Consider the following 26,979-nt stretch of genomic DNA (forward strand, 5'->3'; position numbering starts at 1 on the left):
AGGAGAGACTTGAACTCTCACACCTTGCGGCGCCAGAACCTAAATCTGGTGCGTCTACCAATTCCGCCACTTCCGCATCTATTCCTAATTGCTCTGATAAAAAGAACACTTAGGAATGGTGGCTACGACGGGATTCGAACCTGTGACCCCATCATTATGAGTGATGTGCTCTAACCAGCTGAGCTACGTAGCCAAAACCATATTTTTTGCTCTCAACGCTTCGTTGCCTTGTCGTTGGGAACGGCGCGCATTATGCGAAGTTGAGTGAGATCCGTCAACAGTTTTTTTTAATAAATTTCGGAAAAAACCTCGTTCGCTTCCTTTTTAAACAAAGAGGCGTGTTTATGATCTAAAACTGGAAATAAATTAGCTCGTAGTTAGGTAATTTATTTTTGCTCATTTACTTAAGGTATTAAAAAAGCCAGCTTAGCAGCTGGCTTTTAGTGTAAATGAAGTGTTTAAAATTCATTCATTTAATTAAACATTGAAGCGGAAGTGTACAACATCACCATCTTTTACGATGTAGTCTTTACCTTCTAGACGCCATTTACCTGCGTCTTTTGCGCCATTTTCACCATTGAATTGGATGAAATCGTCGTAACCGACTACTTCTGCACGAATAAAGCCTTTCTCGAAGTCAGTGTGGATCTTACCTGCAGCCTGAGGCGCAGTTGCACCAACAGGGATTGTCCACGCACGTACTTCTTTAACACCTGCCGTGAAGTAGGTGTGAAGAGTCAGTAGCTCGTAACCAGAGCGAATTACACGGTTCAGCCCCGGTTCTTCGATCCCCATATCCGCTAGGAATTCTTCGCGATCTTCATCTTCTAGTTCAGATAGTTCAGATTCGATAGCTGCACATACAGGTACAACGACGTTGTTTTCTTTTTCTGCGAACTCGCGAACCGCATCTAGATATGGGTTATTTTCGAAACCATCTTCGTTTACGTTTGCAATGTACATAGTTGGCTTCAGTGTAAGGAAGTTTAGGTAGCCGATTGCTGCTAACTCTTCTTTAGATAGCTCAACTGTGCGCGCCATGCCGCCTTCAGTTAGTACTGGTAACAGTTTTTCTAGTACGGTTAGTTCAAATTTTGCGTCTTTATCGCCGCCTTTTGCCTTCTTCGCGTTACGTTGAATCGCGCGCTCACAAGAATCAAGGTCAGCCATTGCAAGTTCAAGGTTGATCACTTCGATATCTTCGATAGGTGAAACTTTACCTGAAACATGAACAATGTTTTCGTTTTCAAAACAACGTACAACGTGGCCAATCGCGTCTGTTTCACGGATGTTAGCTAGGAATTTGTTACCTAAACCTTCACCACGTGATGCACCAGCAACAAGACCAGCGATGTCCACGAACTCCATCGTCGTTGGAAGAACTCTCTGCGGGTTAACGATCTTAGCTAGTGCGTCTAGACGTAGATCTGGCACAGGAACCACACCAGTGTTTGGTTCAATGGTACAGAACGGGAAGTTTGCTGCTTCGATACCCGCTTTAGTTAGTGCGTTGAACAGAGTTGATTTACCTACGTTAGGTAGACCAACGATGCCACATTTAAAACCCATGATAGTAACCTTATTCAGCTTTGAACGTGTGGAGGCGATTTTGTGCTTTAGATAGGCCATCCTTAATCAGGATATCTAGACAACGAACAGCCTCATCAGCTGCTGCATCTAAAAGCTCTTGCTCTTTAGCTGGCGCTTTACCTAATACAAAACCCGCCACTTTATCTTTGTGTCCCGGATGACCAATGCCAATGCGAAGACGATAAAAATCTTTGTTATTGCCCAGTTTGCTAATGGTGTCACGCAGACCGTTGTGTCCACCGTGACCCCCACCTTTTTTAAACTTAGCGACACCTGGCGGTAAGTCTAGCTCGTCATGAGCAACCATGATCTCTTCAGGTTTAATTTGATAAAATTTCGCAAGCGCTGCGATCGATTTACCTGATAGATTCATGAAGGTGGTTGGGATAAGCAAACGGAGATCCTGGCCATTGACCATAATGCGTCCTGTTAGACCAAAAAACTTTGGTTCGTTCTTCAGTGTAACGTTGTGAACGCGTGCTAATTCTTCTACAACCCAAGCGCCCGCATTGTGACGAGTTCTGGCGTATTCTGGTCCTGGATTAGCAAGACCAACAAGAAGTTTGATTTGTTGACTCAAGGTTAGGATCTCTCTGGAATCTCAAAAAGCGCAGTATGATAGCACAGAATTCTCGCAGTGGGCGACCAAGGGATTTTCTGGTTATCAGTACAAATAAAAAAACACCCCAAAGAGGGGTGCTTTTGAAATCAGTGTAACTGAAATGTTCGGATTAGTTGAACATTGCAGAGATTGACTCTTCGTTACTGATACGACGAATCGCTTCAGCTAGCATGCGAGATAGGCTTAGTGTTGTCACTTTGCCTGTTGCAGCCATCTCTTTAGATAGAGAGATAGAGTCAGTTACGATAACTTGGTCAAGAACTGAGTTCTTGATGTTGTCCGCAGCGTTGCCTGAGAATACAGCGTGAGTAGCGTAAGCGAATACACGCTTAGCACCGCGCTCTTTTAGTGCTTCAGCTGCTTTACATAGTGTGCCACCTGTGTCGATCATGTCATCAACGATCACACAGTCACGACCTTCAACATCACCGATTAGGTTCATTACTTCAGAAACGTTTGCACGTGGACGACGCTTATCTACGATTGCGATGTCGATGTCGCCTAGTGCTTTTGCTGTTGCGCGAGCACGAACAACGCCACCTAGGTCAGGAGATACCACAACAGGGTTATCTAGACCGCGAGCCTGCATATCTTCAAGTAGCACTGGCGTGCCGAAGATGTTGTCTACAGGTACATCGAAGAAGCCTTGAATTTGCTCTGCGTGTAGGTCGATAGTTAGAACGCGGTCAACACCAACGTTAGATAGGAAATCAGCAACAACTTTTGCAGTAATTGGCACACGCGCAGAACGTACACGACGGTCTTGGCGAGCGTAGCCGAAGTAAGGGATAACTGCAGTGATACGGCCTGCTGAAGCACGGCGCATTGCATCAATCATAACAACCAATTCCATTAGGTTGTCGTTAGTCGGTGCACAAGTGGATTGAATGATGAAAACATCGCTACCACGAACATTCTCATTGATTTGAACTGCAACTTCGCCATCAGAAAAGCGAGAAACAGATGCATCACCAAGAGAGATGTAAAGACGATCAGCAATACGTTGGGCTAGTTCAGGTGTTGCGTTACCAGCAAATAGCTTCATATCAGGCACGGTGGAAACCTCGGGTTTGCGTCCAGTTTAAATAGGTCGGTGTGAGGCTGATTGGTATTCAGCCAAAGTCTCTTTTAATGGCGAAATATTGCGCCCTTGAGCGACAAATGCCGAGACTTTATCAGAGAGTTGTGCAAGGATAGTTTCTGCTTCAGATTTGCTCGAAAATTCAGCAAAAACGCAAGATCCTGTCCCCGTCAATCTTGACGGCGCGTATTGTAGCAGCCAAGAAAGTTGCTTATCAACCTCTGGGTAGAGCATTCGTACAATTTTTTCGCAATCGTTTACGCTTGGTGTATTTAAAAGTGTTTCTAGATCTCGTTTTGGGGTGTTTCGCGTTAGATCTGGATGACAAAAAACGTCGACGGTTGCGATAGAAACATTCGGTCTGACGACTAAATACCACTTTTCTTCGGGATAAGCGGGGGAGAGTTTCTCGCCAACACCTTCAGCAAAAGCTGCAAATCCGCGCACAAACACGGGCACGTCTGCGCCCAGTTTTAAACCAATTTCAGCCAGTTCATCGTCAGTTAGATTCAGTTGCCATAAGTAGTTCAGTGCCACTAATGCTGTAGCCGCGTTCGATGAGCCCCCACCAATGCCCCCACCCATAGGTAGCACTTTCTGTAGCTCAATATGTGCGCCAAAAGGGCACTCTGAGTATGCTTGAAGTGCGGTTGCTGCTTTCCAAATTAAATTGTCTTGAAGAGGCACACCTTCTATATCTGGAGAAATCGTAATATCACCAGAATGGTTTGCTTGAATGGTGAGCTCATCGCCGTGATCGACGAATTGGAATAAGGTTTGTAACTCGTGGTAGCCATTTTCTGTGCGACCGTTGATGTATAGAAAGAGATTCAATTTCGCTGGTGATGGCCAGCGGGTTGAAAGTTCGATCATTGGGTGATGTTCCATTTTGTGATCACTAGATTTATTTTGACGTCAGCAGTGGTGAGTCTCAGCTTATTTGGCAGTGGTAGAGACTGCTCATGCCATTGAACATCGCCATACCGTTGATAAGCAATACGCCAATCATTTAAACCAATTTGTTTGTTTAACGCTTGCAGTGTATTGGTTGGGGACAATTGGAATTTGTCGGCATCGGTCGGTAGGCCTAATAGCCAGTCAGGCATGTGTTCAACGGGCATCATTAACCCCGTAAGACGGTAAATTAGCTGGTTTGCACTGCGAGAGGAAAGGACCTGATCGTCGTAAGTTTCTACTGTGGCACCTTGTGGGGTGATGGTGAGCTTTAATGCCGTTTGTCCGAGAATCGTAGTTAAACGCAACTGGCTTAGTGCTGAAGAATGTTTCCAGTAGAAATTTAAATTTTGTCTTTGGTCTGGGCCAATATAACCAAGTTTTCCCGTTGCTTGAAAATCTTGGATGGTCTCGAGTCGTTGCTCATGAGCTTGCCATTCAACGCTGGTAACACTTTCAGGAACGGAGGAACAACCAGCGAGCAGTAAGCTCGACAAGAAAAAAAGAATAAAGGAGCGTAACGTCATGTTTGATGGCTTATTAATCAGTTTCGTCGGGAATCGCTCACAACTATAGCATTGAAAAGTCGCAGTTAGGAAAACAAATCCGGCTTACCCTTTCAATAAATGCGTGCTTACAGTAAAATTCTGGACCTATTTTATAACCTATCCCAGAGATACCACGTTAGATGTCCTTGCTTGCTATTGGAATCAATCACAATACAGCGTCTGTCGACTTGCGAGAGAAGGTGGCGTTTGGTCCGGATAAACTCGGCCCTGCACTCGAGCAACTTAGAGAGCACGAAGCGGTTAACGGCAGTGTGATTGTTTCAACCTGTAACCGAACTGAGTTGTACTGCGATGTTAAGCAAGGAGCGCGAAACAAGTTGATCGATTGGCTTGCTCAATTTCATCAAGTGAGCCGCGAAGATTTAATGCCGAGTTTGTATGTGCATGAAGAACAAGCCGCAATTAAGCATTTGATGCGCGTATCATGCGGGCTAGATTCTCTGGTGTTGGGTGAGCCTCAAATTTTGGGGCAGGTAAAGCAAGCATTTTCTGACTCGCGAGATCATCAAGCCGTCGATGCTTCAATTGATAAACTGTTTCAAAAGACGTTCTCAGTCGCCAAGCGTGTGAGAACAGAAACAGATATCGGCGGTAATGCTGTGTCCGTGGCTTATGCCGCATGTACATTGGCAAAACATATTTTTGAGTCGTTATCTGATTCAACCGTGCTTTTGGTTGGTGCGGGAGAGACGATTGAACTGGTCGCAAAGCATTTAGCATCCAACGGCTGCACAAAAATGATTGTCGCGAACCGCACTAAAGAGCGTGCGCAAGGCTTAGCGGATCAATTTGGCGCAGAAGTGATCAGTTTGAACGAAATTCCTGAACATTTGGCGAAAGCGGATATCGTGATTAGCTCAACGGCGAGCCCATTGCCTATTATTGGCAAAGGTATGGTCGAAACGGCTCTGAAGCAGCGCCGACATCAACCTATCTTGTTAGTCGATATTGCGGTGCCGCGAGATGTAGAGTCGGAAGTCGGTGAACTGAACGACGCATATTTGTATTCGGTTGATGACTTGCAATCTATCATCGACAGCAACATTGAGCAGCGTAAAGTCGAAGCGATTCAAGCCGAAGCGATTGTTAGTGAAGAAAGCGCTGCGTTTATGACGTGGTTGCGTTCACTGCAAGCCGTCGATAGTATTCGCGACTATCGCAAATCAGCCAACGAAATTCGTGAAGAGTTACTAAGCAAAAGTTTGCAATCTTTAGCGGCGGGCGCAGATCCAGAGAAAGTGCTGCGCGAGCTGAGTAATAAACTCACCAACAAACTGATTCACGCCCCAACTCGCGCACTGCAAAGTGCGGCAGAGCAAGGCGAACCAGCAAAATTAACGATTATCCGCCAGACACTCGGCTTGGATGATCTATAACTCACGCTTTTTATTAAGAAAACGACACTATGAAAGCCTCTATTCTGACTAAGCTAGAAACGCTAGTAGAACGTTACGAAGAAGTTCAACATCTTCTTGGTGATCCTGATGTTATTGGAGATCAGGACAAATTCCGTGCTCTATCAAGAGAGTACTCTCAGCTAGAAGAAGTAACCAAGTGCTTCCAAGCTTATCAACAAGCGCAAGACGATCTTGTCGCCGCTGAAGAGATGGCAAACGAAGACGACGAAGAAATGCGTGAAATGGCGCAAGAAGAAATCAAAGAAGCGAAAGCGACTATTGAGCGTCTTACTGATGAGCTACAGATTCTTCTTTTGCCAAAAGATCCGAACGATGATCGTAACTGTTTCCTAGAAATTCGCGCAGGTGCGGGTGGCGACGAAGCGGGTATTTTCGCGGGTGACTTATTCCGTATGTACAGCAAGTACGCAGAAAAGCGTGGCTGGCGCATCGAGGTGATGTCTTCAAACGAAGCTGAACACGGTGGTTACAAAGAGATGATCGCAAAAGTGAGCGGCGATGGTGCGTACGGCGTACTGAAGTTTGAGTCTGGCGGTCACCGTGTGCAACGTGTTCCTGCAACTGAATCCCAAGGCCGTGTGCATACTTCTGCATGTACCGTAGCGGTGATGGCGGAAATCCCAGAAGCGGATCTGCCAGAAATCAAAGCAGCAGACCTGAAAATCGATACGTTCCGTGCATCTGGCGCGGGTGGTCAGCACGTTAACACCACGGATTCTGCAATCCGTATTACCCACTTACCAACGGGTACGGTAGTAGAGTGTCAGGACGAGCGTTCACAGCACAAGAACAAAGCGAAAGCGATGGCGGTTCTTGCTGCTCGTATCGTTCAAGCGGAAGAAGAGCGTCGTGCTGCAGAAGTGTCTGATACACGTCGTAACCTTCTAGGTTCTGGTGACCGTAGTGACCGTATTCGTACCTACAACTACCCACAAGGTCGTGTGTCTGATCACCGCATCAACCTGACCATCTACCGTTTGAACGAAGTGATGGAAGGTGACCTGCAGAGCTTGATTGATCCTGTGATTCAAGAGCACCAAGCAGACCAACTTGCGGCGCTCGCAGAGAACGGCTAATCGATGAGCCAAGTTCAATCAATTGAGCAAGCACTGAAAAGTGCGACGGCGAAACTGGCAGAAGGCGGCAAAGAGTCGCCTTCTCTCGATGCAGCTGTACTCCTCTGCCATGTCCTTGGCAAACCACGAACTTATCTACTGACCTGGCCAGAAAAAACATTAGAAGCAGAGCAACAAGCAAAATTCGACGCTCTACTTGAACGACGTTTAGCTGGTGAACCCGTCGCTTATATTATTGGTGAGCGAGAGTTTTGGTCTCTACCGTTCAAAGTTTCTCCCTCCACCTTGATCCCAAGACCGGATACAGAACGTTTGGTCGAAGTTGCACTCGATAAGACCTATGAGCAAACAGGACCTATTTTAGATCTTGGAACGGGGACGGGGGCAATTGCTATCGCACTCGCATCTGAAATGCCAAAACGTCAAGTGATGGGCGTAGATCTCAAGCAAGAAGCGAAAGCACTTGCAGAGTACAATGCTGAGCAGCTAAACATCAAAAATGTGACCTTTGCTCAAGGCAGTTGGTTCGAGCCTATTGCAGAGGGTACGAAGTTTGCTTTAATTGTCTCCAACCCGCCGTATATTGATGAAAAAGATCCACATTTATCCCAAGGTGATGTGCGCTTTGAGCCAAAATCTGCATTAGTTGCTAAGGAGAATGGTTTAGCCGATATCCGCCATATCTCGGATCTTGCTCGTCAGTATCTTGAAGTGGGCGGTTGGCTGGCATTCGAACATGGTTATGATCAGGGTGATGCCGTACGTGAGATAATGCGTGGTTTTGGTTACCAACAAGTTGCCACGGAAAAAGATTACGGCGGTAACGATCGAGTAACGCTCGGTTGTTTTGCCTGTTAATCACGGAAGTCAGCAAACACTAACTAAAAAGAGAAGAAAAATGTACGTAGCTCTAAAACACATACACTTAGTGACGATTGCGCTCAGCGCGACACTATTATCGATCCGATTCGTGTTAATGATGATGAACTCACCGAAGCGAAATAATCGCTTTTTGAAAGTGTTTCCCCACATCGTTGATACTGCATTGCTAGTGTCAGGTATCGCGCTTATTTTCATTACTGGTTTCATCCCGTTTACTGATGCCGCACCGTGGTTAACAAACAAAATCACCTGCGTACTGGCGTACATTGCACTCGGTTTCTTCTCGTTGAAGCTTGCGAAAAACAACCTACTGAAGATATTTGGCTTTTTCGGCGCATTAGGTTGGTTGGTCATGGCTGCAAACATTGCTGTGTCTAAGAGCCCTACGTTATTTGGATAAGACGTCATGTTAGAGTTTTTTGACGAAGATTTTGACAATATACCGTTGGTGGAAGGTGCGCTTGAGCTAAACAAAGCGATTAACCCAGAAACCAAAGTACATTGGGCGAAACAAGAGTTAGAGCGTCTTTACAAAGATGCAGAAGCCACGCTTGTTCATGAAACCGATGAAGAGCAACGATTTGATGCATTCCTACGACTGTTTTTCCATGAGTGGGGATTCAAAGGCGACGAGCAGGAATACTTTATTTCGGACAACAGCTTTATCGATAAAGTGTTGGAGCGCCGAAAAGGTATTCCGGTTAGTTTAGGTTCGATTTTATTATATCTAGGCAAAAAGCTGGGTTTCCCGTTGAAGGGAGTCACTTTCCCTACTCAGTTTCTGCTAAAAGTCGATTGGATGCATAAAAAGCCAGACTACATTAACCCATTTAATGGTGAGTATGTGGGGGAAAGAATTCTCCAAGCTTGGCTTATTGGGCAAGAAGGACCGTTGGCTCAGTTAAAGCCAGAACACTTTGAAGAAGCTGACAATCCAACCATTATTGGTCGCTGGTTAGCGTTGATCAAAAGTGCGATGTTACGTGAAGAGCACTACACGCTGGCGTTGCGTTGTACGAACCTTGCGTTAACCTTTGTGCCAGATGACCCATACGAGATTCGTGATCGTGGTTTTATCTTCCAACAGCTAGAGTGCCCTCAAGTGGCGGTGTCAGATTTTCAGTACTTTATTGACCAATGCCCTGACGATCCGGCTTCTGAGCTACTAAAATCACAAGTTAATGTGATGAGTGAAACGCACGTCACACTTCACTAATTTTATCGATGTGCCGAACTGTGGCGTGTCGTGGACAGAAAAAGAGAATCAAAATGGAACAGAAAATCGTTAATATCGGCGACATTCAGGTTGCTAACGACAAGCCATTCACCCTATTTGCAGGCATGAACGTTCTTGAGTCTCGTGATCTTGCGATGCAGATCTGTGAGCACTACGTAAAAGTAACGGAAAAACTTGGCATTCCTTACGTATTTAAGGCGTCGTTTGACAAAGCAAACCGCAGTTCTGTTCATTCATACCGTGGCCCAGGCCTTGAAGAAGGTATGAAAATCTTCCAAGAGCTAAAAGACACATTTGGTGTGAAGATCATCACTGACGTTCACACTGAAGCGCAAGCTCAACCTGTCGCTGACGTGGTAGACGTTATTCAGCTTCCTGCATTCCTAGCTCGTCAAACTGACCTTGTTGAAGCTATGGCCAAAACAGGTGCGGTTATCAACGTGAAGAAACCTCAATTTATGAGCCCAGGTCAAGTGGGTAACATCGTTGAGAAGTTCGCGGAATGCGGTAACGACAAGATCATCCTATGTGAGCGCGGCTCTTGCCACGGTTACGATAACCTAGTCGTAGACATGCTTGGCTTTGGTGTGATGAAAAATGCATCGAAAGGCAGCCCAATCATCTTTGACGTAACGCACTCACTACAGATGCGTGACCCGTCAGGTGCGGCGTCTGGCGGTCGTCGTGAGCAGACAGTTGAACTTGCGAAAGCGGGTCTAGCAACAGGCATCGCAGGTCTATTTATCGAGGCGCATCCAAACCCAGACCAAGCACGCTGTGATGGCCCATCTGCACTGCCGCTAGACAAGTTAGAACCGTTCCTAGCGCAAATGAAATCTCTTGATGATCTGATCAAGAGCTTTGCAGATATCGATATCAAGTAAACGCCAGATGACTGGTGATCAAATGCAATAGCCAACCTCGTGTTGGCTATTTTTTTATCAGATGGCGCATCATTCTCAGCTTCTTGCTGTAAAGGCTCTAGGCCGCTGGGAATGTGCATCAGTGACTCCCAATAAGAAAAAAGGTAAATAAATGAAGCAGCGTCTGATTATTAAAACTGCGTTGAGTGCCGCTATTTTGGCCTCGTTAGCTGGGTGTGCTACGCAACCTGCACCAGAATGGAATGCCGATACAACCTATAAATTGACCGTGCTACACACTAACGATCATCACGGTCGTTTTTGGCAAAATCGATACGGCGAGTACGGTATGGCAGCACGTAAAACGTTAATAGATGATTTGCGTGAAGAAATACAAGCAGAGGGGGGCAGTGTATTACTGCTTTCTGGTGGTGACATCAACACTGGAGTACCTGAGTCTGATTTACAAGATGCGGAGCCAGATTTTAAAGGCATGAGCAAAATTGGTTACGATGCGATGGCGCTAGGTAATCATGAGTTTGATAATCCATTGGATGTGCTTTTCAAGCAGCAAGAGTGGGCAAGTTTTCCGATGTTGTCTGCCAATATTTACGATAAAAATACTGGCAAGCGCCTATTCCAACCGTACGCGATGTTTAAAAAACAGGGTATTAAGATTGCAGTAATTGGTCTTACAACCGAAGATACAGCGAAACTTGGCAACCCTGAATTCATTGAACAAATTGACTTCCGTGACCCAAAAGAAGAAGCCAAGAACCTAATTGCTGAGCTGAAAGAAACGGAGTACCCAGACCTTATTTTTGCTGTCACACATATGGGACACTATGAGAATGGCAATAGAGGCATCAATGCACCTGGTGATGTAGCGTTAGCTCGTTATTTGAATGAAGGTGATCTGGATATGATTGTTGGTGGTCACTCACAAGAGCCGGTTTGCATGGAAGGTCCAAACGTCATCAAAAAGAGCTTTCAACCGGGTGATGAATGTCAGCCTGATCAACAAAATGGTGCTTATATTGTTCAGGCACATGAGTGGGGGAAATATGTGGGACGCGCCGATTACGAGTTTCGTAATGGTGAACTCTCGATGGTGAGCTACGATCTGATCCCAGTAAACTTGAAAAAGAAAATTAAAGTTGATGGTCAGTCGCAACGAGTTTTGATCCAAGAAGAGATTGAACAAGACGAAGCGATGCTTGAGTTTCTTCGTCCTTATCAAGAAAAAGGTCAGGGCAAGCTAAACGTGAAGATTGCAGAATCTAACGGTAAGCTTGAGGGTGACCGCAATGTGGTGCGTTACCAGCAAACTAACTTAGGTCGATTGATTGCAACGGCTCATATGGAACGTGCAAAAGCAGATTTCGCCGTAATGAATTCTGGCGGCGTTCGTGATTCGATTGCAGCAGGTGACATTACCTACAAAGATGTGCTGACTGTTCAGCCATTTGGCAATATGGTCTCTTACGTTGATATGACGGGCAAAGAAGTATTGGATTACCTAAATGTCGTTGCAACTAAGCCTGTCGACTCTGGAGCTTACGCGCAGTTTGCGGGTATTGCGATGAGTATCAATAATGGTGAGGTAACCAATGTGTTCATTGGGAATAAACAACTTCGCTTAGATGGTAATTACCGCTTTACCGTACCAAGCTATAATGCCGCTGGTGGTGATGGTTACCCTAAAATCGACGATCATCCAGGGTATGTAAATACAGGTTTTACCGATGCTGAGGTTTTGAAGGATTATTTAGAAACACATAGCCCTATTGATGTTAATGAGTATGCCCCTTCAGGTGAAATCACGTATTTAGTTGATACGGCGATTGATCAGTAACCCAACAGAGAAAAAGCGATTGACTCAAACTCGCTGATATCATTAACTAAAAGCGCAGAGCCGATTCAATCTGCGCTTTTTGTTTTTATGAGGAGAATCTTGATGACTCCGGCCATTAATCTTGCGAAAAAGAAAAAAATTCCACACACGATTCATCAGTATGAGCACGACCCTAGAGCCGATAGTTATGGCTTGGAGGCTGCTGAAGTACTGGGGCAGGATCCGAAAACAGTATTTAAAACCTTGCTGTTCTGCTTGAACGGCGAGCCAAAGAACCTTGCGGTTGCGATTATCCCTGTTGATCAAAAGCTGAACCTAAAACTGGCAGCGAAAGCAGCGAAGGGCAAAAAGGCCGATATGGCTGATCCGGAAATCGCGCAAAAGACCACAGGTTATGTTGTTGGTGGGATTAGCCCACTGGGGCAGAAGAAAGCTTTACCTACTTTTTTGCACGAAAGCGCAGCAGAGCAAGACACCATCTGTGTGAGTGCAGGTAAACGTGGTTTAGAAATCGAGTTAGCCCCGAGAGATTTGCTGAGCTTAACTCGCGGTCAGTTTGCACCTCTTTGTTTGTAAACTCATGACAAATAAAAAGGACGCTCATGAGCGTCCTTTTTTTGATCTTGCCTGTTAGTGAAGCGTTACTTCTTCAGACTCAATGTACCACCGGTGCGTTTAGCTGGTTTGCTTGGCTTCGTGGCATTTGGGTTCATGTAATGCTGCTTAGGCTTACTCGGTGATTGAGGCTTGTTTGCTGAGTGCGTATTGCTCGATGCATCTGGTTTACGGTGCGATTTTCCATGCTCGCCTTGCGGTCTGCTACGTTCACCTTGTGGTTTCGCTTTGTAATGTTCTTTAGCTGGACGTCCGCCTTCATCATCACGCTGACGACGCTTTTGTTGGCCTTTTTTCGAGTTTGGTGCGTGACGGAATTCATCAGCATTGTTACCACGGAAAGTTCGTGTCTTCTGGTTACGACGAGCAGTAGAATCTTGGTTTTCTTCACGGCTATCAAACAGCTTTGCGTCGGTCGCTTTACGAATATTACGACCTCTAGAGTCTGTTTTTGATGCCTCTTCTGTACCCACCGAACCATCGCACATAGCAAGAATCTCAGCGACTTCATCGTCAGTTAAGTAACGCCATTTTCCGTTCGGAATACCGTCAAGAGAGATATTCATGATTCGAACACGACGAAGCTTAAAGACTTCGTAACCTAGTGCTTCACACATACGACGGATTTGGCGGTTAAGTCCTTGAGTGAGCACAATACGGAAAGAGAACTTAGTCTCTTTCGTTATCTTACAAGGTAGAGTGACGGTATCGAGAATCTTAACGCCGCTCGACATCTGTTTGAGAAACTCACCTGTAATCGGTTTGTCCACGCGCACAACGTACTCTTTTTCGTGGCTGTTGCCAGCACGGAGGATTTTGTTAACGATGTCGCCATCGTTGGTCAAAAAAATCAGACCATCAGAGGGTTTATCCAAGCGGCCGATCGGAAAGATACGTTTTTTGTGACCGATAAAATCAACGATGTTTCCAGGTACATCTCGTTCTGTTGTACAGGTGATGCCTGTTGGTTTATTGAGAGCGATATAAATCGGCTTCTCTTTTGCTGCAACTGGCTTACCATCCACACAAACATCATCACCAGGTAGCACTTTTGTACCCATTTCAGGCTTGTTTCCATTAATGGTGACACGACCTTGTTCAATTAGTCTGTCTGCCTCACGGCGTGAACAAAAGCCAGTTTCACTGATGAATTTATTTAATCGTTTAGCGTTGTCTTGTGACATTTTTGTCTCCTAACGTTTCACAACGGCGAATGAAGTTTCCTTCCCGTGAAAGGGAAGGAAGAATAAGGGCGGGCATTCTAGCATTAGGGTGAAATTTAGCCCAACCGTTTTTGGTGACGTTCGCGAGTTTCTAATTTCTTTTCCGCACTTTTTCTAAGTAGAACGTAAACGGCTCCGGTTCCACCGTGAAAGCGTTGCGCACTATGCACGCACTGAACTTCCCTGATTTGTTGTAGCCAGCTGCTAACAAAGCTTTTCATTAGTGCTGGTGGATTTGAGCGTTCTCCTCGGCCGTGGACAATAACGACCGTTCGTATGTCCATTGATAGGCACTGTTTTAAAAACTTTACGACTTCATCACGAGCTTCTTTCAATGTTTTACGATGCAGATCTAGGCGTGCTTGGATTGGATATTTGCCAAGACGAAGCTTGCGGTAAACCCCGTCTTGTACGCCATCACGTTTAAACTCAACAAAGTCCTCTGGTTTCAGCATTTCTGCGTGATCAAGTGACAGGTATTCTGGGTCATCTTCTGTTAGCCAGATTGCCGCTTCTCTCTTGGCGAGCTGCGCTTCGGTTACTTGGTGTACTTTTTTGTGTTCGGCGGTGTCTTGAGTGATCGGCTTTACATCGCCCATCATCTGTTGGAACAGATCAAAATCGTCATCGTGAGACATAGTAGTAATCTCATTAAGAACAGGGAGGAATAATAGGATTATATCAATGAGTGGTGCATTGAGATCAAATAAAAAACCGGAGTAGGCAAGTAACCGACTCCGGTGCAAAGCGTTTCTAGAGCTAAGCGAGATCTAGTGAGGAGATTTGTCGTTCATGATCTTGTATATGAAGAAACCGCCGTAAAATAACATCAGACCAATTGCCCCAAAGATTACTATCATTGACGATAGACCCACCGCATTACCAAATAGGAGATCAAGCCAAAAGTCCATACGTTTCCTCCAAGATGTTCCCGACAGGCATAAAACTAAATGGCAGTGCCTTGTTGCACACTGATCTGGATCAATTATGTTGCTAAGGTTAATAAACTGTATTTTGTTGTGAGTTATCAGTCACATTTTACGTGCTAGTGTTCAGTTATTCATCAAACGAATTAAGACCTAAGGTTTTTTTGTAAAAAGCACTTGCGTCATAGTTCAGAATCCGTAATATACGCATTCGTTGACGGGGACAAGTCCTCAGTTAAACATCTCGGTGAATAGCGCAGTTTGGTAGCGCATCTGGTTTGGGACCAGAGGGTCGGGGGTTCGAATCCCTCTTCACCGACCATATTGAGAAAAAGGCTCTACAGAAATGTAGAGCCTTTTTCGTTTTTAGTGATATTTGTTTGGGACCTGCGGGGTGGGGGCTGGTGCGCCAGTCCGATGGAATGCCAGTCCAGTCGAATCCCTACTTCACCGACCACTTTTAGAAAGCCTGCTCATTGAGCAGGCTTTTGTCGTTTCAGCGATAGCAAATTTGACTTTGATAGTATCGAACCAAATGGGTTCACCTGACGTTAGAATATGGAACTTCACCGACACGTATTGAGAGGAAGGCTCTACAGAGATGTAGGGCCTTTTCATTTTTTAGATCGAGTAAATTTATTACTTGATGTCACACGAGATAGTGCTGATAGGAGTTTCAGAAGTTGTGAAGCAAACATAAGCGGTCTTTGGATGGTTTGGACCAACTTTGATGTAACCTGCTTTTAGTTCGTCTTCATCAAACGTGACAGAGTGAGATTTGCTCGAGCTTCCATCAAAGTAAACAGCTTCAAAGCCTTGATTCATCATATGTGCGACGCGATTTCGGGTATGGTTAGTGGAAAAAGTGATGTTCGCACAACGCATCATTGGTTTTTCGGTAATAAGAAACTGGCCACTCTCTTTATCTAATACCCCGCCTTTTGCTTCCGGGGTTATATCAATAGCTTGAAAATTTTCTACGTTACATGACGGTTTAGCATAAGCAAGCGATGAAGTGAGCATCATACTGCTCACGCATAGGAATAAAGCTTTAAATTTCATATGAGTTATTATGTATCCACATAGGTTAGAGTCGTTTTAGCAGAGGAGTAAACCATTGTCAGTGATCGTGTTAGCGTGATGCCTTGCTATTCATCATTGATGAGGCTGGCTGCCTTCAAATAAATTTCTAAATATGGCACCTAGCTTGGCGGGTTTTACCGAGTGGTTTTATGTCAAAGCCCCTTTTTTTAAGCAGCTCAATCAGATTATCTTTACCAACTAGATGCAAACTGCCGACAACAACGGTATAGCGACCCGAACGTTGAGGTAGGACACTGCCAGTATCAAGTTTTTTTGCCCAATCTCGATTGCGCTCATATAAGAAAGCCTGATTAAAATCTTCTGTTGCTTGATCGGTTAATGATGCCTCGACCAACATACTACCATCACCGCTCTTCCAGCTTTCTATCAAACACTGAACCAATTCTTCCCCACCGTCATATTCTTCAATTGACGAGAGGAGCATCTCTTTACCGCCTTCTGATTGACCTGCTATTAAATCAATTTGGAATTGCACGGACTCCAGTGGAATGACCGGGATTTGTTTTTTATCAGCGAGTCCTATTAAGTGCATGTCGACCCCTTTATCAGAGACATACCCCAGTTTGTTGACTAAAGCGAGTTGGATGGTTAATGCAGCCGTCCATGGTGGAGAATTCAAAAGTTGAGTTTCTGGCAACCCTAAATCTTGTGCTATCTCGACTAAGTGGCGACGTTGAGCCTTGCCTAAAACATCTTTAGAAAGAATGGTTGTTTGTGGGTAAACCAAGCCTTCAGAGTTTCTGACATCTGCTTCGATAATCAACCCAGCGCTTTGGCTTAAGTGCTGAGTAATAGTTTTAGGGAGTGGGTACATCGTTTTATCGCCCACATGCACAGAGCCAATGATCATCAGCTCGGTTTCCCCTTTTTTTGCTAACCAATGTTGCGGTTCTGCATAAGAGGAAAAGGGAGCAAAGGCAACAAGTAGGGATGATATGAGTGTCAAGAGACGAGACATAGAATGGTCCTCAGGTAAGATACCTTTAAACTTTATACGCAAAAATGCTTGAGGTTAAGTGCAATTTCTCTAGTGGGGATATTCGACAAAATCGTCATTTCTAAAAATATTGACGAGTTTTGACGATGAATAAATGAGAGTCACTTCACGAAAGATAAATAGGTCATTCGCTTACTAATGGTTCACAAAATAATTAGGCGTGATCCAAATCTTACAAAATCAGTCGTAACTCATGAATATTAGTGACCTAGATCGCAGCAAACTCGTCAAAACAAGTTGTTCGATTTTGACGTGGCTTGTAACTTCATGAAAGTTAAGTTTTTATGGTTTTTGCTGAGTATCATTTTTTGAACTAGATCACTTCCTATTTCTATTTATTTTACGCTTAGAAATAACTGGTTGTATGTTGAATGCAACTGTTAGGCCCCTCGCATTTGAGGAGCCGCGATTTTTATCATTGTCGTTTTGAACCACTGACTTTTTTGGGGAAGTAAGATGTTTAAACCTAGTCTGATTGCTGTTTCTGTTATCACCACATTAGCAGGTTGCTCTGCTCTGCAAAGCTCTGAGCAACAAGCTGTAAATTCACTGGCTAATAACCTTGATATTCAATACCAAGTGTTGACTAACCACGGTGCAAACGAAGGTCTTGCTTGTCAGGATTTAGGAGCTGAGTGGGCTTCTTGTAACAAGGTGAACATGACGCTAGTTAACCAAGGTGAAGCGGTTAACTCTAAAGATTGGGCTATCTACTTCCACAGCATTCGTCTGATTTTGGATGTAGATAATGATCAGTTCAAAATTTCTCGTGTAACGGGTGACCTACACAAACTGGAACCAACAGATAAGTTTGATGGCTTTGCGGCGGGCGAAGAAGTGGTACTTCCACTAATTGGCGAATACTGGCAGTTATTTGAAACCGACTTTATGCCAGGCGCTTTCGTGGCTGCACCAAACGCAGAACCTAAGATGATCGCTTCTCTTAACACAGAAGACGTTGCATCTTTCGTGACTGGCCTTGAAGGTAACAACCTAAAACGTACGCCAGATGACAACAACGTATTTGCAAACGCTGTGTCTCGTTTCGAGAAGAACGAAGACCTAGCAAAACAAGACGTATCAACCACGTTACTACCAACGCCAATGTCTGTTGAAGCAGGCAAAGGTACAGTAGATATCGCGGCGGGTATTGCGCTGCCTAAAGACGCATTCGATGCGACTCAATACGCAGCAATTCAAGATCGTGCAGAAGTGGTAGGTGTGGACGTTCGTGGTGATCTTCCTGTAAGCATCACTGTTGTTCCTGCAGACTTCACCGGTGAACTGGCAAAATCTGGTGCTTACGAGATGAGCATCAAGGGCGATGGTATTGCGATTAAAGCGTTTGACCAAGCAGGTGCTTTCTACGCAGTACAATCTATCTTTGGCCTGGTAGATAGCCAAAATGCTGATTCTCTACCACAACTGTCTATTCAAGATGCACCTCGCTTTGATTACCGTGGTGTGATGGTAGATGTAGCTCGTAACTTCCACTCTAAAGACGCCATTCTTGCAATGCTAGACCAAATGGCAGCGTACAAGATGAACAAACTTCACCTTCACCTAACCGATGATGAAGGCTGGCGTTTGGAAATCCCAGGCCTACCTGAGTTGACAGAGGTTGGCGCTAATCGTTGTTTCGATACACAAGAGAAAAGCTGCGTACTGCCTCAGCTTGGTTCCGGTCCAACGACAGACAACTTTGGCTCTGGCTACTTCAGTAAAACAGACTACGTGGAAATCTTGAAATACGCGAAAGCGCGTAACATTGAAGTCATTCCCGAAATCGATATGCCAGCACACGCGCGTGCAGCGGTAGTATCAATGGAAGCACGTTACGACCGCCTGATGGAAGAAGGTAAGGAAGCTGAAGCGAACGAATACCGCCTGATGGATCCTCAAGATGCTTCTAATGTCACTACGGTTCAGTTCTACGATAAGCAAAGCTTTATCAACCCGTGTATGGAATCTTCCACTCGCTTTGTAGATAAAGTGATTTCAGAAGTGGCAGCAATGCACGCTGAAGCTGGGGCACCGCTAACGACATGGCACTTTGGTGGTGACGAGGCGAAGAACATCAAGCTAGGTGCTGGTTTCCAAGACGTTAACGCAGAAGACAAAGTAAGCTGGAAAGGCACGCTTGACCTGTCGAAACAAGACAAGCCATTCGCGCAATCTCCACAGTGTCAGGCGTTAATCGCAGAAGGCACAGTGAGTGATTTTGCTCACCTACCGAGTCATTTTGCGCAAGAAGTATCAAAATTAGTTGCTGAGAAAGGCATTCCAAACTTCCAAGCATGGCAAGATGGTTTGAAATACAGCGAAGGTGAGAAAGCATTCGCAACAGAAAATACGCGTGTTAACTTCTGGGACGTTCTTTACTGGGGTGGTACATCATCAGTGTACGAGTGGTCTGAGAAAGGTTACGACGTGATCGTTTCTAACCCTGACTATGTGTACATGGACATGCCATACGAAGTTGATCCGAAAGAGCGTGGTTACTACTGGGCAACACGTGCAACCGATACGCGTAAGATGTTTGGCTTTGCACCAGAGAACATGCCTCAGAACGCAGAAACCTCTGTAGACCGCGATGGCAACGGCTTTACTGGGAAAGGTGAAATCGAAGCGAAACCTTTCTACGGCCTATCAGCACAGCTTTGGTCTGAGACAGTACGTAACGATGAGCAATACGAGTACATGGTATTCCCTCGCGTACTCGCAGCCGCTGAGCGTGCATGGCACCGCGCAGTTTGGGAGAACGACTACAAAGTCGGTGTTGAGTACTCGCAAAACTCTAACCTAGTTGATAAAGCATCGCTAAACCAAGACTACAACCGCTTTGCGAACGTGCTTGGCCAACGTGAACTGGCTAAGCTAGAAAAATCTGGTATCGACTACCGCCTTCCAATTCCTGGTGCGAAAGTAGAAAACGGCAAGCTAGCTATGAACGTTCAGTTCCCTGGCGTTGAACTGCAATACTCGTTAGACGGTCAAAATTGGCTGACTTACACAGAAAATGCTCGTCCAAGTGTAACTGGTGAAGTGTTTATCCGCTCTGTATCGGCGACAGGGGAAAGATCAAGCCGCGTAACTAGTGTGAAATAACCTTAATCTTCTCAGCTAAATTTAAGCAAACCCTCAATGTCATGTTGAGGGTTTCTTTATTTTTAGGGGAAATTAAGTGTGACCAATGTCTAATTATTTTTCATTGATAAATAAGTTTTAGCTTGTAATGGTCAGGGTTGTTGTGAACTGGATCGACTTAATCTGCTAAATATCAATAAATTACCTGTTTATGATCACACTTCTATTTTTTGAATCATTGTAGAAAAATACGGTAAGTGCCTGTATTTACCATACTTTTATCAGGGGTGTTGAGCGTCGGTTTGAACAAGATCACTTTTTAAAATGTTTTATTTTCCATCGCGAATTAATTGGAACAATATTGCGATCGCCAAGGAGGCACATTCCAAAGTTTGCGATAAAGGGAAGAGAAGCCCTTTAAAACCGTCGCATAACGTGAATAAATAAAGGCAGTAATTATGAAAAACATTTTTGCACTGAGTGCTCTTTCTCTCGCTTTCGCTTCTAGCGCTTTTGCTGGTTCTTCTTACGTAACGGGTAACGTTCAATTCCACGATGATGGTCGAATCCATGGTTCGGACGTTACGTCTACACTGGAAGCTGGTCATACTTTTGATAACCAATTCGGCGGCTTTACGGTTTACACCGAATTTGATGGTATTCAGTTGGGTAAACTGGAAACAGAAAACGGTGGCGCGGGTAACACAACACCAGCAATCACTGTGGGTGGTGAGCAGTCATTTAACATTACCGATCATTTATGGGTTGCAGCGGGTTACCAACACTTGTTCTCTGCTGGCGAGAACGTACAGTACCGTCCATTGGTTAAGATCGGTTACAACTTCGATAACGGTATCTCGCTAAGTAACCGTACTCGTGCGCATATTGATGCGACAGACGCAGATGCGGATACAGACTACCGCATGGATAACCGTATTGGTTACGTGATGAATGAAGATGTGACGCTAAGCTACAACAACGTCTACATGATTGAAGCGGAAACGATGGACCACGAACTTCGCGCAACGTGGACACGTAAAGGTGTTCAGCCTTACTTTGAGTTCCGTAGCCAAGCACACGGTGCAGAAAACGCAAGTGGTGATAGCCTAGTTAACAATGCGTTTGTATTTGGTGCCTCTTACGGCTTCTAATCTTATATTTGTCCATTAAGAAAAAGCCCAGCAATTGATTTGCTGGGCTTTCTTGTTATTTATCGTTGCCTTCGTGGTGGCTATATTCGAACACTTGGCCTTTTTCGTTAAACGCATAAACAGTGTAGCTGTCTTTTTTATCGCCATACTCCATACCAGGGGAACCCATTGGCATGCCCGGTACCGAGAGCCCTTTTGCGTTACGTGGTGGATTTTCTAAGAATGCTTTAATGTCTTCGGCTGGAATGTGACCTTCGAACACATAGCCGTTGATTTCTGCTGTGTGGCAAGAGTAAAGCTGTTCGTTCTTGATGCCTAGATCGCGTTTTATGGCGTTCATGTCATCGTGCAATTTCTCTTCGACCGTAAATCCGTTCTCTTCCATGTGTTTTGTCCATTCACCACAGCAGCCGCAGTATGGCGATTTGTGGTTAATGACATCAGCTGCCAATACGTTGGCGGATGCGGTCGCAAGCATTGCAAAGGTCAATAATTTCAACTTCATAATAGCCTCAAATATAAGTGGTTATTTTACTGAAAAAAGTCGTAGTCGATTTGCATTACTAACGACAGTAATAGATGACAGCGCCATTGCCGCACCTGCGACAACTGGGCTGAGCAAAAATCCAAATGCAGGATAAAGTACGCCTGCGGCAACAGGGATCCCCAGTGAGTTATAAACGAAGGCTCCAAATAGGTTTTGCTTCATGTTTTTAAGTGTAGCGCGCGACAGTTCAATCGCATGTACCACCGCCATTGGTGACGTGTTCAGGATGGTCATTTGCGAACTTTCAATGGCGACATCACTGCCGCTACCCATGGCAATACCAAGGTTGGCTAACGCGAGAGCAGGGGCGTCGTTAATGCCATCCCCCACCATTGCCACGACATGGCCTTGGGATTGAAGTTGCTCAATGTGCTGAGCTTTCTCATCTGGCATTACTTGAGCGATTACTTCATCAATACCAAGTTCTTGACCGATAGCGTTGGCTACGTGTTGGTTGTCACCCGTCAGCATTACCGTTTTGATGCCTTGCGATTTTAATGCAGAGAGCGCTTGTTTTGCATCCGATTTGATTGGGTCAGCAATGGCGATCAGGCCGACTAACTTACCATCGAGCGCAACGGCAACCGGAGTCCATGCGTTCTGAGCACATTCGTCAATTTCATCCTGAAGAGCCTCTGTTGCAACGTTTTCCGCTTGCATAAATTGAAGCGAGCCAATAAGCAGCGGTTTACCTTGATACGTTGCCAAAATGCCGCGTCCACGAACGTTTTCAAATTTATCGAGAGTCACTTCTTGTGTGTCGTGCTGATTAGCAAAATCGCATACCGCTTTTGCTAGTGGGTGCTCTGACTGACGCTCGGCGGCGTACGCTAACCCCAACAGCTCTTCTTGGCTGGTGGTCTGAGTAAACACTTGCTGCACACTCGGTTTACCTTGGGTAAGCGTGCCTGTTTTATCGAACACAACCGTATCTATTTTACTCGCTAGCTGTAGGGCATCAGCATCTTTGATCAAAATGCCGAGTTCTGCGGCTTTACCCACTCCCACCGTGACAGAAAGTGGGGTTGCTAAGCCTAGAGCACAAGGGCAGGCGATGATAAGTACGGTAGTGGTGGCCACCAGCATATAGCTCGCTTTTGGCTCTGGGCCAACGGCAAACCAAACAAGCGCTGCCAGTATTGCTATGCCTACAACGACAGGGACAAACACTGATGAAATCTGGTCTGCCAATTTCGCGATGGCAGGCTTACTGCTCTGAGCGCTGCGCACCATACGAATAATACGTGCCAGCATGGTATTTGCGCCAATGCCCGTTGCCTCAATGACTAATCCACCATCGGTATTTAATGTCCCGGCAGACACTTGAGCCTCTTGCGCTTTTAACACTGGTACTGGTTCACCAGTGAGCATGGACTCATCAATGTATGATTCACCATTGATTACCGTACCATCAACAGGCACTTTCTCGCCTGGTTTGATACGCAGTTTCATGCCTAGCGTGATTTGCTCAACCGCGATTTGTTGATCGCCTTTCTCAGTGATGACGGTCGCTTGTTGAGGCTGTAAGTTCACCAAAGCCTGAAGCGAGCGAGTTGTGTTTGCTTTCGCTTTGGCTTCTATATAGTGACCAAGTGAAATCAAACCAATGATCATCGCGCTGGCTTCGAAGTAAACATGACGAGATGCCATTGGGAACCAATCTGGGAAAATCACCACAAGCATAGAATAGAACCACGCTGCGCCAGTACCGAGCGCAACTAAGGTATCCATCGTGGCGCGCTTGTGAGTGGCCGCTAACCAAGCGTTACTAAAGAACTGCTTTCCGGCAGTGGCAAGCAGCAGCAAACACACAATACCGATCGCGCCCCAAACCAACTGGTCATTGGTGTTGCGAATCATCATGTTGCCACCAGCAACACCCCAAATCATCAAAGGGGCACCCACAACAAGGCCGGCAATTGCATCCAACTTAAAGCGTTTTTGCTGTTGACGTTGTTGCTGCGCTTGCTTTTCTTGCTGTGTCGCGGCGTCTTGTAAAACCTCGCCTTGGTAACCCGCTTGTTTGACAGATTGCAAAATAGATTGATGTAACGAATCTGAGTCTTCAGTCACAAACACCAGTGCGCTTTGTTCTGCGAGGTTTACCTGGGCTTTTTCAACCCCTTGTACATTAGTAAGGGCTTTTTCTACTGATGCGACACAGCTTGCACAGGTCATACCTTGAATCAACATCTGTAGTTGAGCCGTGCCTGCTGGTTGCTCGTCAGGCGCTGCTTGGTCGCCTTTTTCGCTTTGATATGTCTGGCTTTGGCGTTGATCGGGAGTGATTGCCTTGTGCTCTTCAGCAACTGAGTTATCAGTAACAGCGCTATTGTTGGCCGTATAGCCCAAGCTGGCAACTAGCTCAATGACTTGTTGCTCGGAGAGTAGGGTACGAATCTCTAAGTGCGTTGTTGAAGCCTCGAAAGAAATAACGTCTTGATGAGAGTCTAATAAAGACGAGAGTTTTTTCACGCAGCCGCCACAGCTTAAGCCTGAAAGGTTTAACTCGTACTGATTTCCTGCTTGGTAACCAAGAGATTCAATTGATGAGACAAGCTCTTTAAGCGAGGACTCGGTTTTGACCTCGACTTGCGTTGGGGACAAAGTGAGGATCTCTACATCGTGATTCGCATGTAAAGCCTTCTCAACTTTTCTTGCACAGCCCATGCAGTTGAGCCCTGATAAAGGTATAACAAACTGATACATAATCTGCACCTCAATAATAGTGATACATTGAGCTTAAACCTTCCTGCAAGGGTAAGGTCAATACCCATTTTTTGCTCTCAACAATTTCGTCAAAATCGCTTGAATCACAAAAGTTCACTGCCATTTTACTTGCGAGTGATCTCAAGGTTTTTTCTCTCTGAATATAAAGTTCCGTTAAAACACCTAAAAGATGAATGAAGTCGCTCACGCTTTTGAGATGCTCTCAATGTCAGTTCAGTGTCAAAAAGTGCTTTTAACGTTTTTGATTTTTTATATTTAAATTTAAGTTTTTGATTTTTAATTGATTATATTATTTTTGATCTTCTCATTTTGAAGTCGCTCAGATTGCTGTAGGGAAAGTTTTTTAGTGCGAAAAAAGTTTGTCATATTTGCCCCGTCCAAACATTGTTTCAAGTTCCTGCCATGTCCTAGTTAGCGAATTTGAAAATGGAAAAAACTAAAAAATATAGGGGTTAAAAATGTCTTACCTAAAGAAAAGCCTACTTGCTACGGCAATCACAGGCATGATGTTCAGTGGTGCTGCATTTGCTGATGGTGCAAACAGTGACGCAGCAAAAGAGTTCCTAACCAAAGATTCATTCTCTTATGAAGTTTACGGGATCATCGCGATGCAGGCCGCGTACCGCGATTACGATTCTGGCAACAAAGCAACGGACGATGATCTAGGTGGCATGCAGCTAAACAACGAATCTCGCATCGGTTTCCGTGGTAAAAAACAATTTGCTAACTTCGGTCCTACTTTTATTTGGCAAATCGAAGGTGGTTACGTTGACCCTAGCTTTGGCGGCGAGGGTGCAGGTCTTGGTGAACGTGACACATTCGTCGGTTTTGAAAGTGCATCTTGGGGTCAAGTTCGTTTAGGTCGAGTATTAACACCGATGTACGAATTGGTTGACTGGCCTGCATCTAACCCAGGTCTCGGTGATGTTTACGACTGGGGTGGTGCAATCGGTGGTGCTAAGTATCAAGACCGTCAATCAAACACCATTCGTTGGGACTCGCCAATGTATGCGGACAAATTCTCTCTAGATATTGCGGCTGGTGCAGGTGACAAAGCGGGTCTGGGTGAAGGTGATGACTACTGGGGTGGTATCGCAGCGCACTACAAAATTGGTCCAATTCAGTTAGATGCCGCATACGAGGGTAACCGTAACATTAAGATGGAAGGCCAAACGTGGGAAAACAACACATACTTGGTGGGTGCTCAAGGCTGGTTTGATAACGGTATTTCTTTCTTCGCGCAATACAAATACATGGAAGCTGACGCAAGCAACGGCGTGAGTGAGAAGCAAGACGCAATGTCTGCCGCTATCATGTACACCACTGGTGATTGGCAATACAAACTGGCTTACGCAGCTAACTTCGATCTAGAGCGTGACGGTAAGACCATTAACGATACAGCAGACGATGTACTATCTGCACAAGTTATGTACTTCGTAGACCCATCGGCAGTGCTTTACGTACGTGCTCGTACTCTAGACTTTGGCGACGGTGCATATCAACTGGATAAACCAACAGAAGCGCGTTGGAAATCTGCGGACTACGATGAGTTCTCTGTGGGTGTTGAATACTACTTCTAATAAAGAAGCAGCTAAAAGGGCGGAAACGCCCTTTTTGTCTTGATACTGATTCAAATAAGCCTTTGGAATGACGGGCCTGTAAGTTTCAGAGGCTTATCTAAATTAGTATAAAGTGAGAAACCACGATGAAAAAAACAACGACACTTCTCGGACTTTGCGCAATGCTTTCTGCGCCTGCTTTTGCTGCTCAACTGACTCTGCAAGCTGAACTGGTTCCTCGCGTTCTCAACGGTGAGTTCGTGTACCCTGAGTGGATTTCCAAAAATAACAGCATCGAGCTGAAGGACGGGGAAAATCAGTTGGCGGTGACGGTTGGACAAATTGTCTTTGAAGATGGCAAGCGCCGTAAGTTCGATTCGCAGCCACTGGTATTAGAGTTTGAAGCAGAAAAAGACGCCGAGCTATCGCTGACTTACAAAGCGTTCCGTACCATCGAAGAAGCGAAAGCCTTTGAACTCGATCCAAAAGTGGTATTGAAAGACAAACACGGAAAAGAAGTGGCATTCTCTATGGTTCAACTTCGTAAAGGTGGTTTGCAAGGTTTTCGTGATTACGAGCGAGAAGTGGCTGACTATAACAATGCAATGAACAAAGAATCGACCAAGGCAAGCATTGCGTCTTCTCCGGCGGAAACCAAAACAATCAAAGCATCGTTTAATGAGTTAAGCCGTGAAGAGCAGCAAGAATTTATGCAATGGGCGATGCGTAACCTGAAGTAATTTCGTTCTGCACTTTAACAGTAAATAGGAGGGCAGTACCTTTATTGGTGCTGCCCTGTTTGTATTTCTGGTGTCAAACCGATTGTAGAATTGACTTACGGTGGTAAAATGTCGCCACTTTTATCCTTGACATTACAACGAGAGATCTCTCGT

Annotated in this window: 24 protein-coding genes and 2 tRNA genes; 13 read left to right on the forward strand and 13 right to left on the reverse strand. The window is 45.2% G+C overall.

All coding sequences use genetic code 11. From position 1 onward, the window contains the following. Positions 1-116 precede the first annotated feature (116 nt). From MSG33_RS17430 to lolB, 6 genes are all read right to left on the reverse strand, one after another. Positions 117-193: transfer RNA gene (locus MSG33_RS17430), tRNA-Met, on the reverse strand. 284 nt (positions 194-477) lie between these two features. After that, positions 478-1,569 carry a redox-regulated ATPase YchF gene (gene ychF / locus MSG33_RS17435; protein ID WP_005393178.1) on the reverse strand — a complete coding sequence of 364 codons (1,092 nt, stop codon included), beginning with the start codon at positions 1,567-1,569 and terminating at the stop codon, positions 478-480. 10 nt (positions 1,570-1,579) lie between these two features. Beyond that, positions 1,580-2,170 (reverse strand): aminoacyl-tRNA hydrolase, encoded by a 591-nt coding sequence (pth, locus tag MSG33_RS17440; RefSeq protein ID WP_005384112.1) that lies wholly within the window; start codon positions 2,168-2,170, stop codon positions 1,580-1,582. A gap of 151 nt (positions 2,171-2,321) precedes the next feature. Further along, positions 2,322-3,266: a ribose-phosphate pyrophosphokinase gene (locus MSG33_RS17445; RefSeq protein ID WP_005393176.1), complete on the reverse strand. Its 945-nt coding sequence runs from the start codon at positions 3,264-3,266 to the stop codon at positions 2,322-2,324. 27 nt (positions 3,267-3,293) lie between these two features. Next, entirely contained in the window at positions 3,294-4,166 is an 873-nt protein-coding gene (ispE, locus tag MSG33_RS17450; RefSeq protein ID WP_046874292.1) for a 4-(cytidine 5'-diphospho)-2-C-methyl-D-erythritol kinase, read from the reverse strand. After that, entirely contained in the window at positions 4,163-4,774 is a 612-nt protein-coding gene (gene lolB, locus MSG33_RS17455; RefSeq protein WP_248381591.1) for a lipoprotein insertase outer membrane protein LolB, read from the reverse strand. Before lolB ends, ispE begins: the two co-directional genes overlap by 4 nt. Before the next feature lie 161 nt (positions 4,775-4,935). On the opposite strand from lolB, the gene hemA reads away from it, so the two are divergent. From hemA to ybaK, 8 genes are all read left to right on the forward strand, one after another. Continuing rightward, entirely contained in the window at positions 4,936-6,192 is a 1,257-nt protein-coding gene (hemA, locus tag MSG33_RS17460) for a glutamyl-tRNA reductase (RefSeq protein WP_005384104.1), read from the forward strand. Between the two features lie 29 nt (positions 6,193-6,221). Next, positions 6,222-7,310: a peptide chain release factor 1 gene (prfA, locus tag MSG33_RS17465; protein WP_248381592.1), complete on the forward strand. Its 1,089-nt coding sequence runs from the start codon at positions 6,222-6,224 to the stop codon at positions 7,308-7,310. Positions 7,311-7,313: 3 nt separating this feature from the next. After that, positions 7,314-8,168: a peptide chain release factor N(5)-glutamine methyltransferase gene (gene prmC, locus MSG33_RS17470; protein WP_182037319.1), complete on the forward strand. Its 855-nt coding sequence runs from the start codon at positions 7,314-7,316 to the stop codon at positions 8,166-8,168. A gap of 40 nt (positions 8,169-8,208) precedes the next feature. Beyond that, positions 8,209-8,592, forward strand: a complete 384-nt coding sequence (locus tag MSG33_RS17475; protein WP_005382225.1) for a SirB2 family protein — start codon at positions 8,209-8,211, stop codon at positions 8,590-8,592. A 6-nt stretch (positions 8,593-8,598) separates the two neighbouring features. Continuing rightward, complete coding sequence (locus tag MSG33_RS17480) at positions 8,599-9,408, forward strand: SirB1 family protein (protein WP_005384098.1); 810 nt, start codon at positions 8,599-8,601, stop codon at positions 9,406-9,408. A gap of 53 nt (positions 9,409-9,461) precedes the next feature. Next, positions 9,462-10,313, forward strand: a complete 852-nt coding sequence (gene kdsA, locus MSG33_RS17485; protein WP_005384095.1) for a 3-deoxy-8-phosphooctulonate synthase — start codon at positions 9,462-9,464, stop codon at positions 10,311-10,313. A gap of 151 nt (positions 10,314-10,464) precedes the next feature. After that, on the forward strand, positions 10,465-12,147 hold the full coding sequence (ushA, locus tag MSG33_RS17490; protein ID WP_182037320.1) for a bifunctional UDP-sugar hydrolase/5'-nucleotidase UshA: 1,683 nt from the start codon (positions 10,465-10,467) through the stop codon (positions 12,145-12,147). Positions 12,148-12,249: 102 nt separating this feature from the next. Beyond that, on the forward strand, positions 12,250-12,723 hold the full coding sequence (gene ybaK, locus MSG33_RS17495) for a Cys-tRNA(Pro) deacylase (RefSeq protein WP_005382231.1): 474 nt from the start codon (positions 12,250-12,252) through the stop codon (positions 12,721-12,723). Between the two features lie 65 nt (positions 12,724-12,788). Here the strand turns inward: ybaK and rluF are convergent, their stop codons facing one another. From rluF to MSG33_RS17510, 3 genes are all read right to left on the reverse strand, one after another. Beyond that, entirely contained in the window at positions 12,789-13,946 is a 1,158-nt protein-coding gene (rluF, locus tag MSG33_RS17500) for a 23S rRNA pseudouridine(2604) synthase RluF (protein WP_054868252.1), read from the reverse strand. A gap of 95 nt (positions 13,947-14,041) precedes the next feature. Then, complete coding sequence (smrA, locus tag MSG33_RS17505) at positions 14,042-14,623, reverse strand: DNA endonuclease SmrA (RefSeq protein ID WP_005393162.1); 582 nt, start codon at positions 14,621-14,623, stop codon at positions 14,042-14,044. A gap of 132 nt (positions 14,624-14,755) precedes the next feature. Next, complete coding sequence (locus tag MSG33_RS17510; protein ID WP_005382236.1) at positions 14,756-14,896, reverse strand: DUF3149 domain-containing protein; 141 nt, start codon at positions 14,894-14,896, stop codon at positions 14,756-14,758. Positions 14,897-15,156: 260 nt separating this feature from the next. Between MSG33_RS17510 and MSG33_RS17515 the strand changes: the two genes are divergently transcribed. Then, positions 15,157-15,233, forward strand: a tRNA-Pro gene (locus MSG33_RS17515). A gap of 317 nt (positions 15,234-15,550) precedes the next feature. On the opposite strand, the gene MSG33_RS17520 is transcribed toward MSG33_RS17515, so the two are convergent. Further along, entirely contained in the window at positions 15,551-15,973 is a 423-nt protein-coding gene (locus MSG33_RS17520; protein WP_048626110.1) for a hypothetical protein, read from the reverse strand. Positions 15,974-16,100: 127 nt separating this feature from the next. Then, on the reverse strand, positions 16,101-16,973 hold the full coding sequence (locus tag MSG33_RS17525) for a TraB/GumN family protein (RefSeq protein WP_150916428.1): 873 nt from the start codon (positions 16,971-16,973) through the stop codon (positions 16,101-16,103). A gap of 495 nt (positions 16,974-17,468) precedes the next feature. Here MSG33_RS17525 and MSG33_RS17530 point away from each other — a divergent pair, with 495 nt between their 5' ends. Continuing rightward, the gene (locus tag MSG33_RS17530; protein WP_248381593.1) at positions 17,469-20,120 is read left to right on the forward strand and encodes a family 20 glycosylhydrolase; all 2,652 of its coding nucleotides are present in this window, start codon (positions 17,469-17,471) and stop codon (positions 20,118-20,120) included. Positions 20,121-20,557: 437 nt separating this feature from the next. Continuing rightward, positions 20,558-21,250 (forward strand): oligogalacturonate-specific porin KdgM family protein, encoded by a 693-nt coding sequence (locus tag MSG33_RS17535; RefSeq protein ID WP_005382004.1) that lies wholly within the window; start codon positions 20,558-20,560, stop codon positions 21,248-21,250. Between the two features lie 55 nt (positions 21,251-21,305). Here MSG33_RS17535 and MSG33_RS17540 read toward each other — a convergent pair whose 3' ends face one another. Together MSG33_RS17540 and MSG33_RS17545 are read right to left on the reverse strand one after the other, a co-directional pair. Beyond that, entirely contained in the window at positions 21,306-21,755 is a 450-nt protein-coding gene (locus tag MSG33_RS17540) for a DUF411 domain-containing protein (RefSeq protein ID WP_012842060.1), read from the reverse strand. 21 nt (positions 21,756-21,776) lie between these two features. After that, the gene (locus tag MSG33_RS17545) at positions 21,777-24,506 is read right to left on the reverse strand and encodes a heavy metal translocating P-type ATPase (protein WP_248381595.1); all 2,730 of its coding nucleotides are present in this window, start codon (positions 24,504-24,506) and stop codon (positions 21,777-21,779) included. Between the two features lie 479 nt (positions 24,507-24,985). On the opposite strand from MSG33_RS17545, the gene chiP reads away from it, so the two are divergent. Both chiP and MSG33_RS17555 read left to right on the forward strand, forming a co-directional pair. Then, complete coding sequence (chiP, locus tag MSG33_RS17550) at positions 24,986-26,107, forward strand: chitoporin (protein WP_006743034.1); 1,122 nt, start codon at positions 24,986-24,988, stop codon at positions 26,105-26,107. Between the two features lie 125 nt (positions 26,108-26,232). Then, complete coding sequence (locus MSG33_RS17555; RefSeq protein WP_012842058.1) at positions 26,233-26,826, forward strand: DUF2057 domain-containing protein; 594 nt, start codon at positions 26,233-26,235, stop codon at positions 26,824-26,826. Positions 26,827-26,979 lie beyond the last annotated feature (153 nt).

It is taken from the genome of Vibrio sp. 1CM7H, assembly GCF_023161645.1.
GTDB classification, from domain to species: Bacteria; Pseudomonadota; Gammaproteobacteria; order Enterobacterales; family Vibrionaceae; genus Vibrio; species Vibrio diabolicus.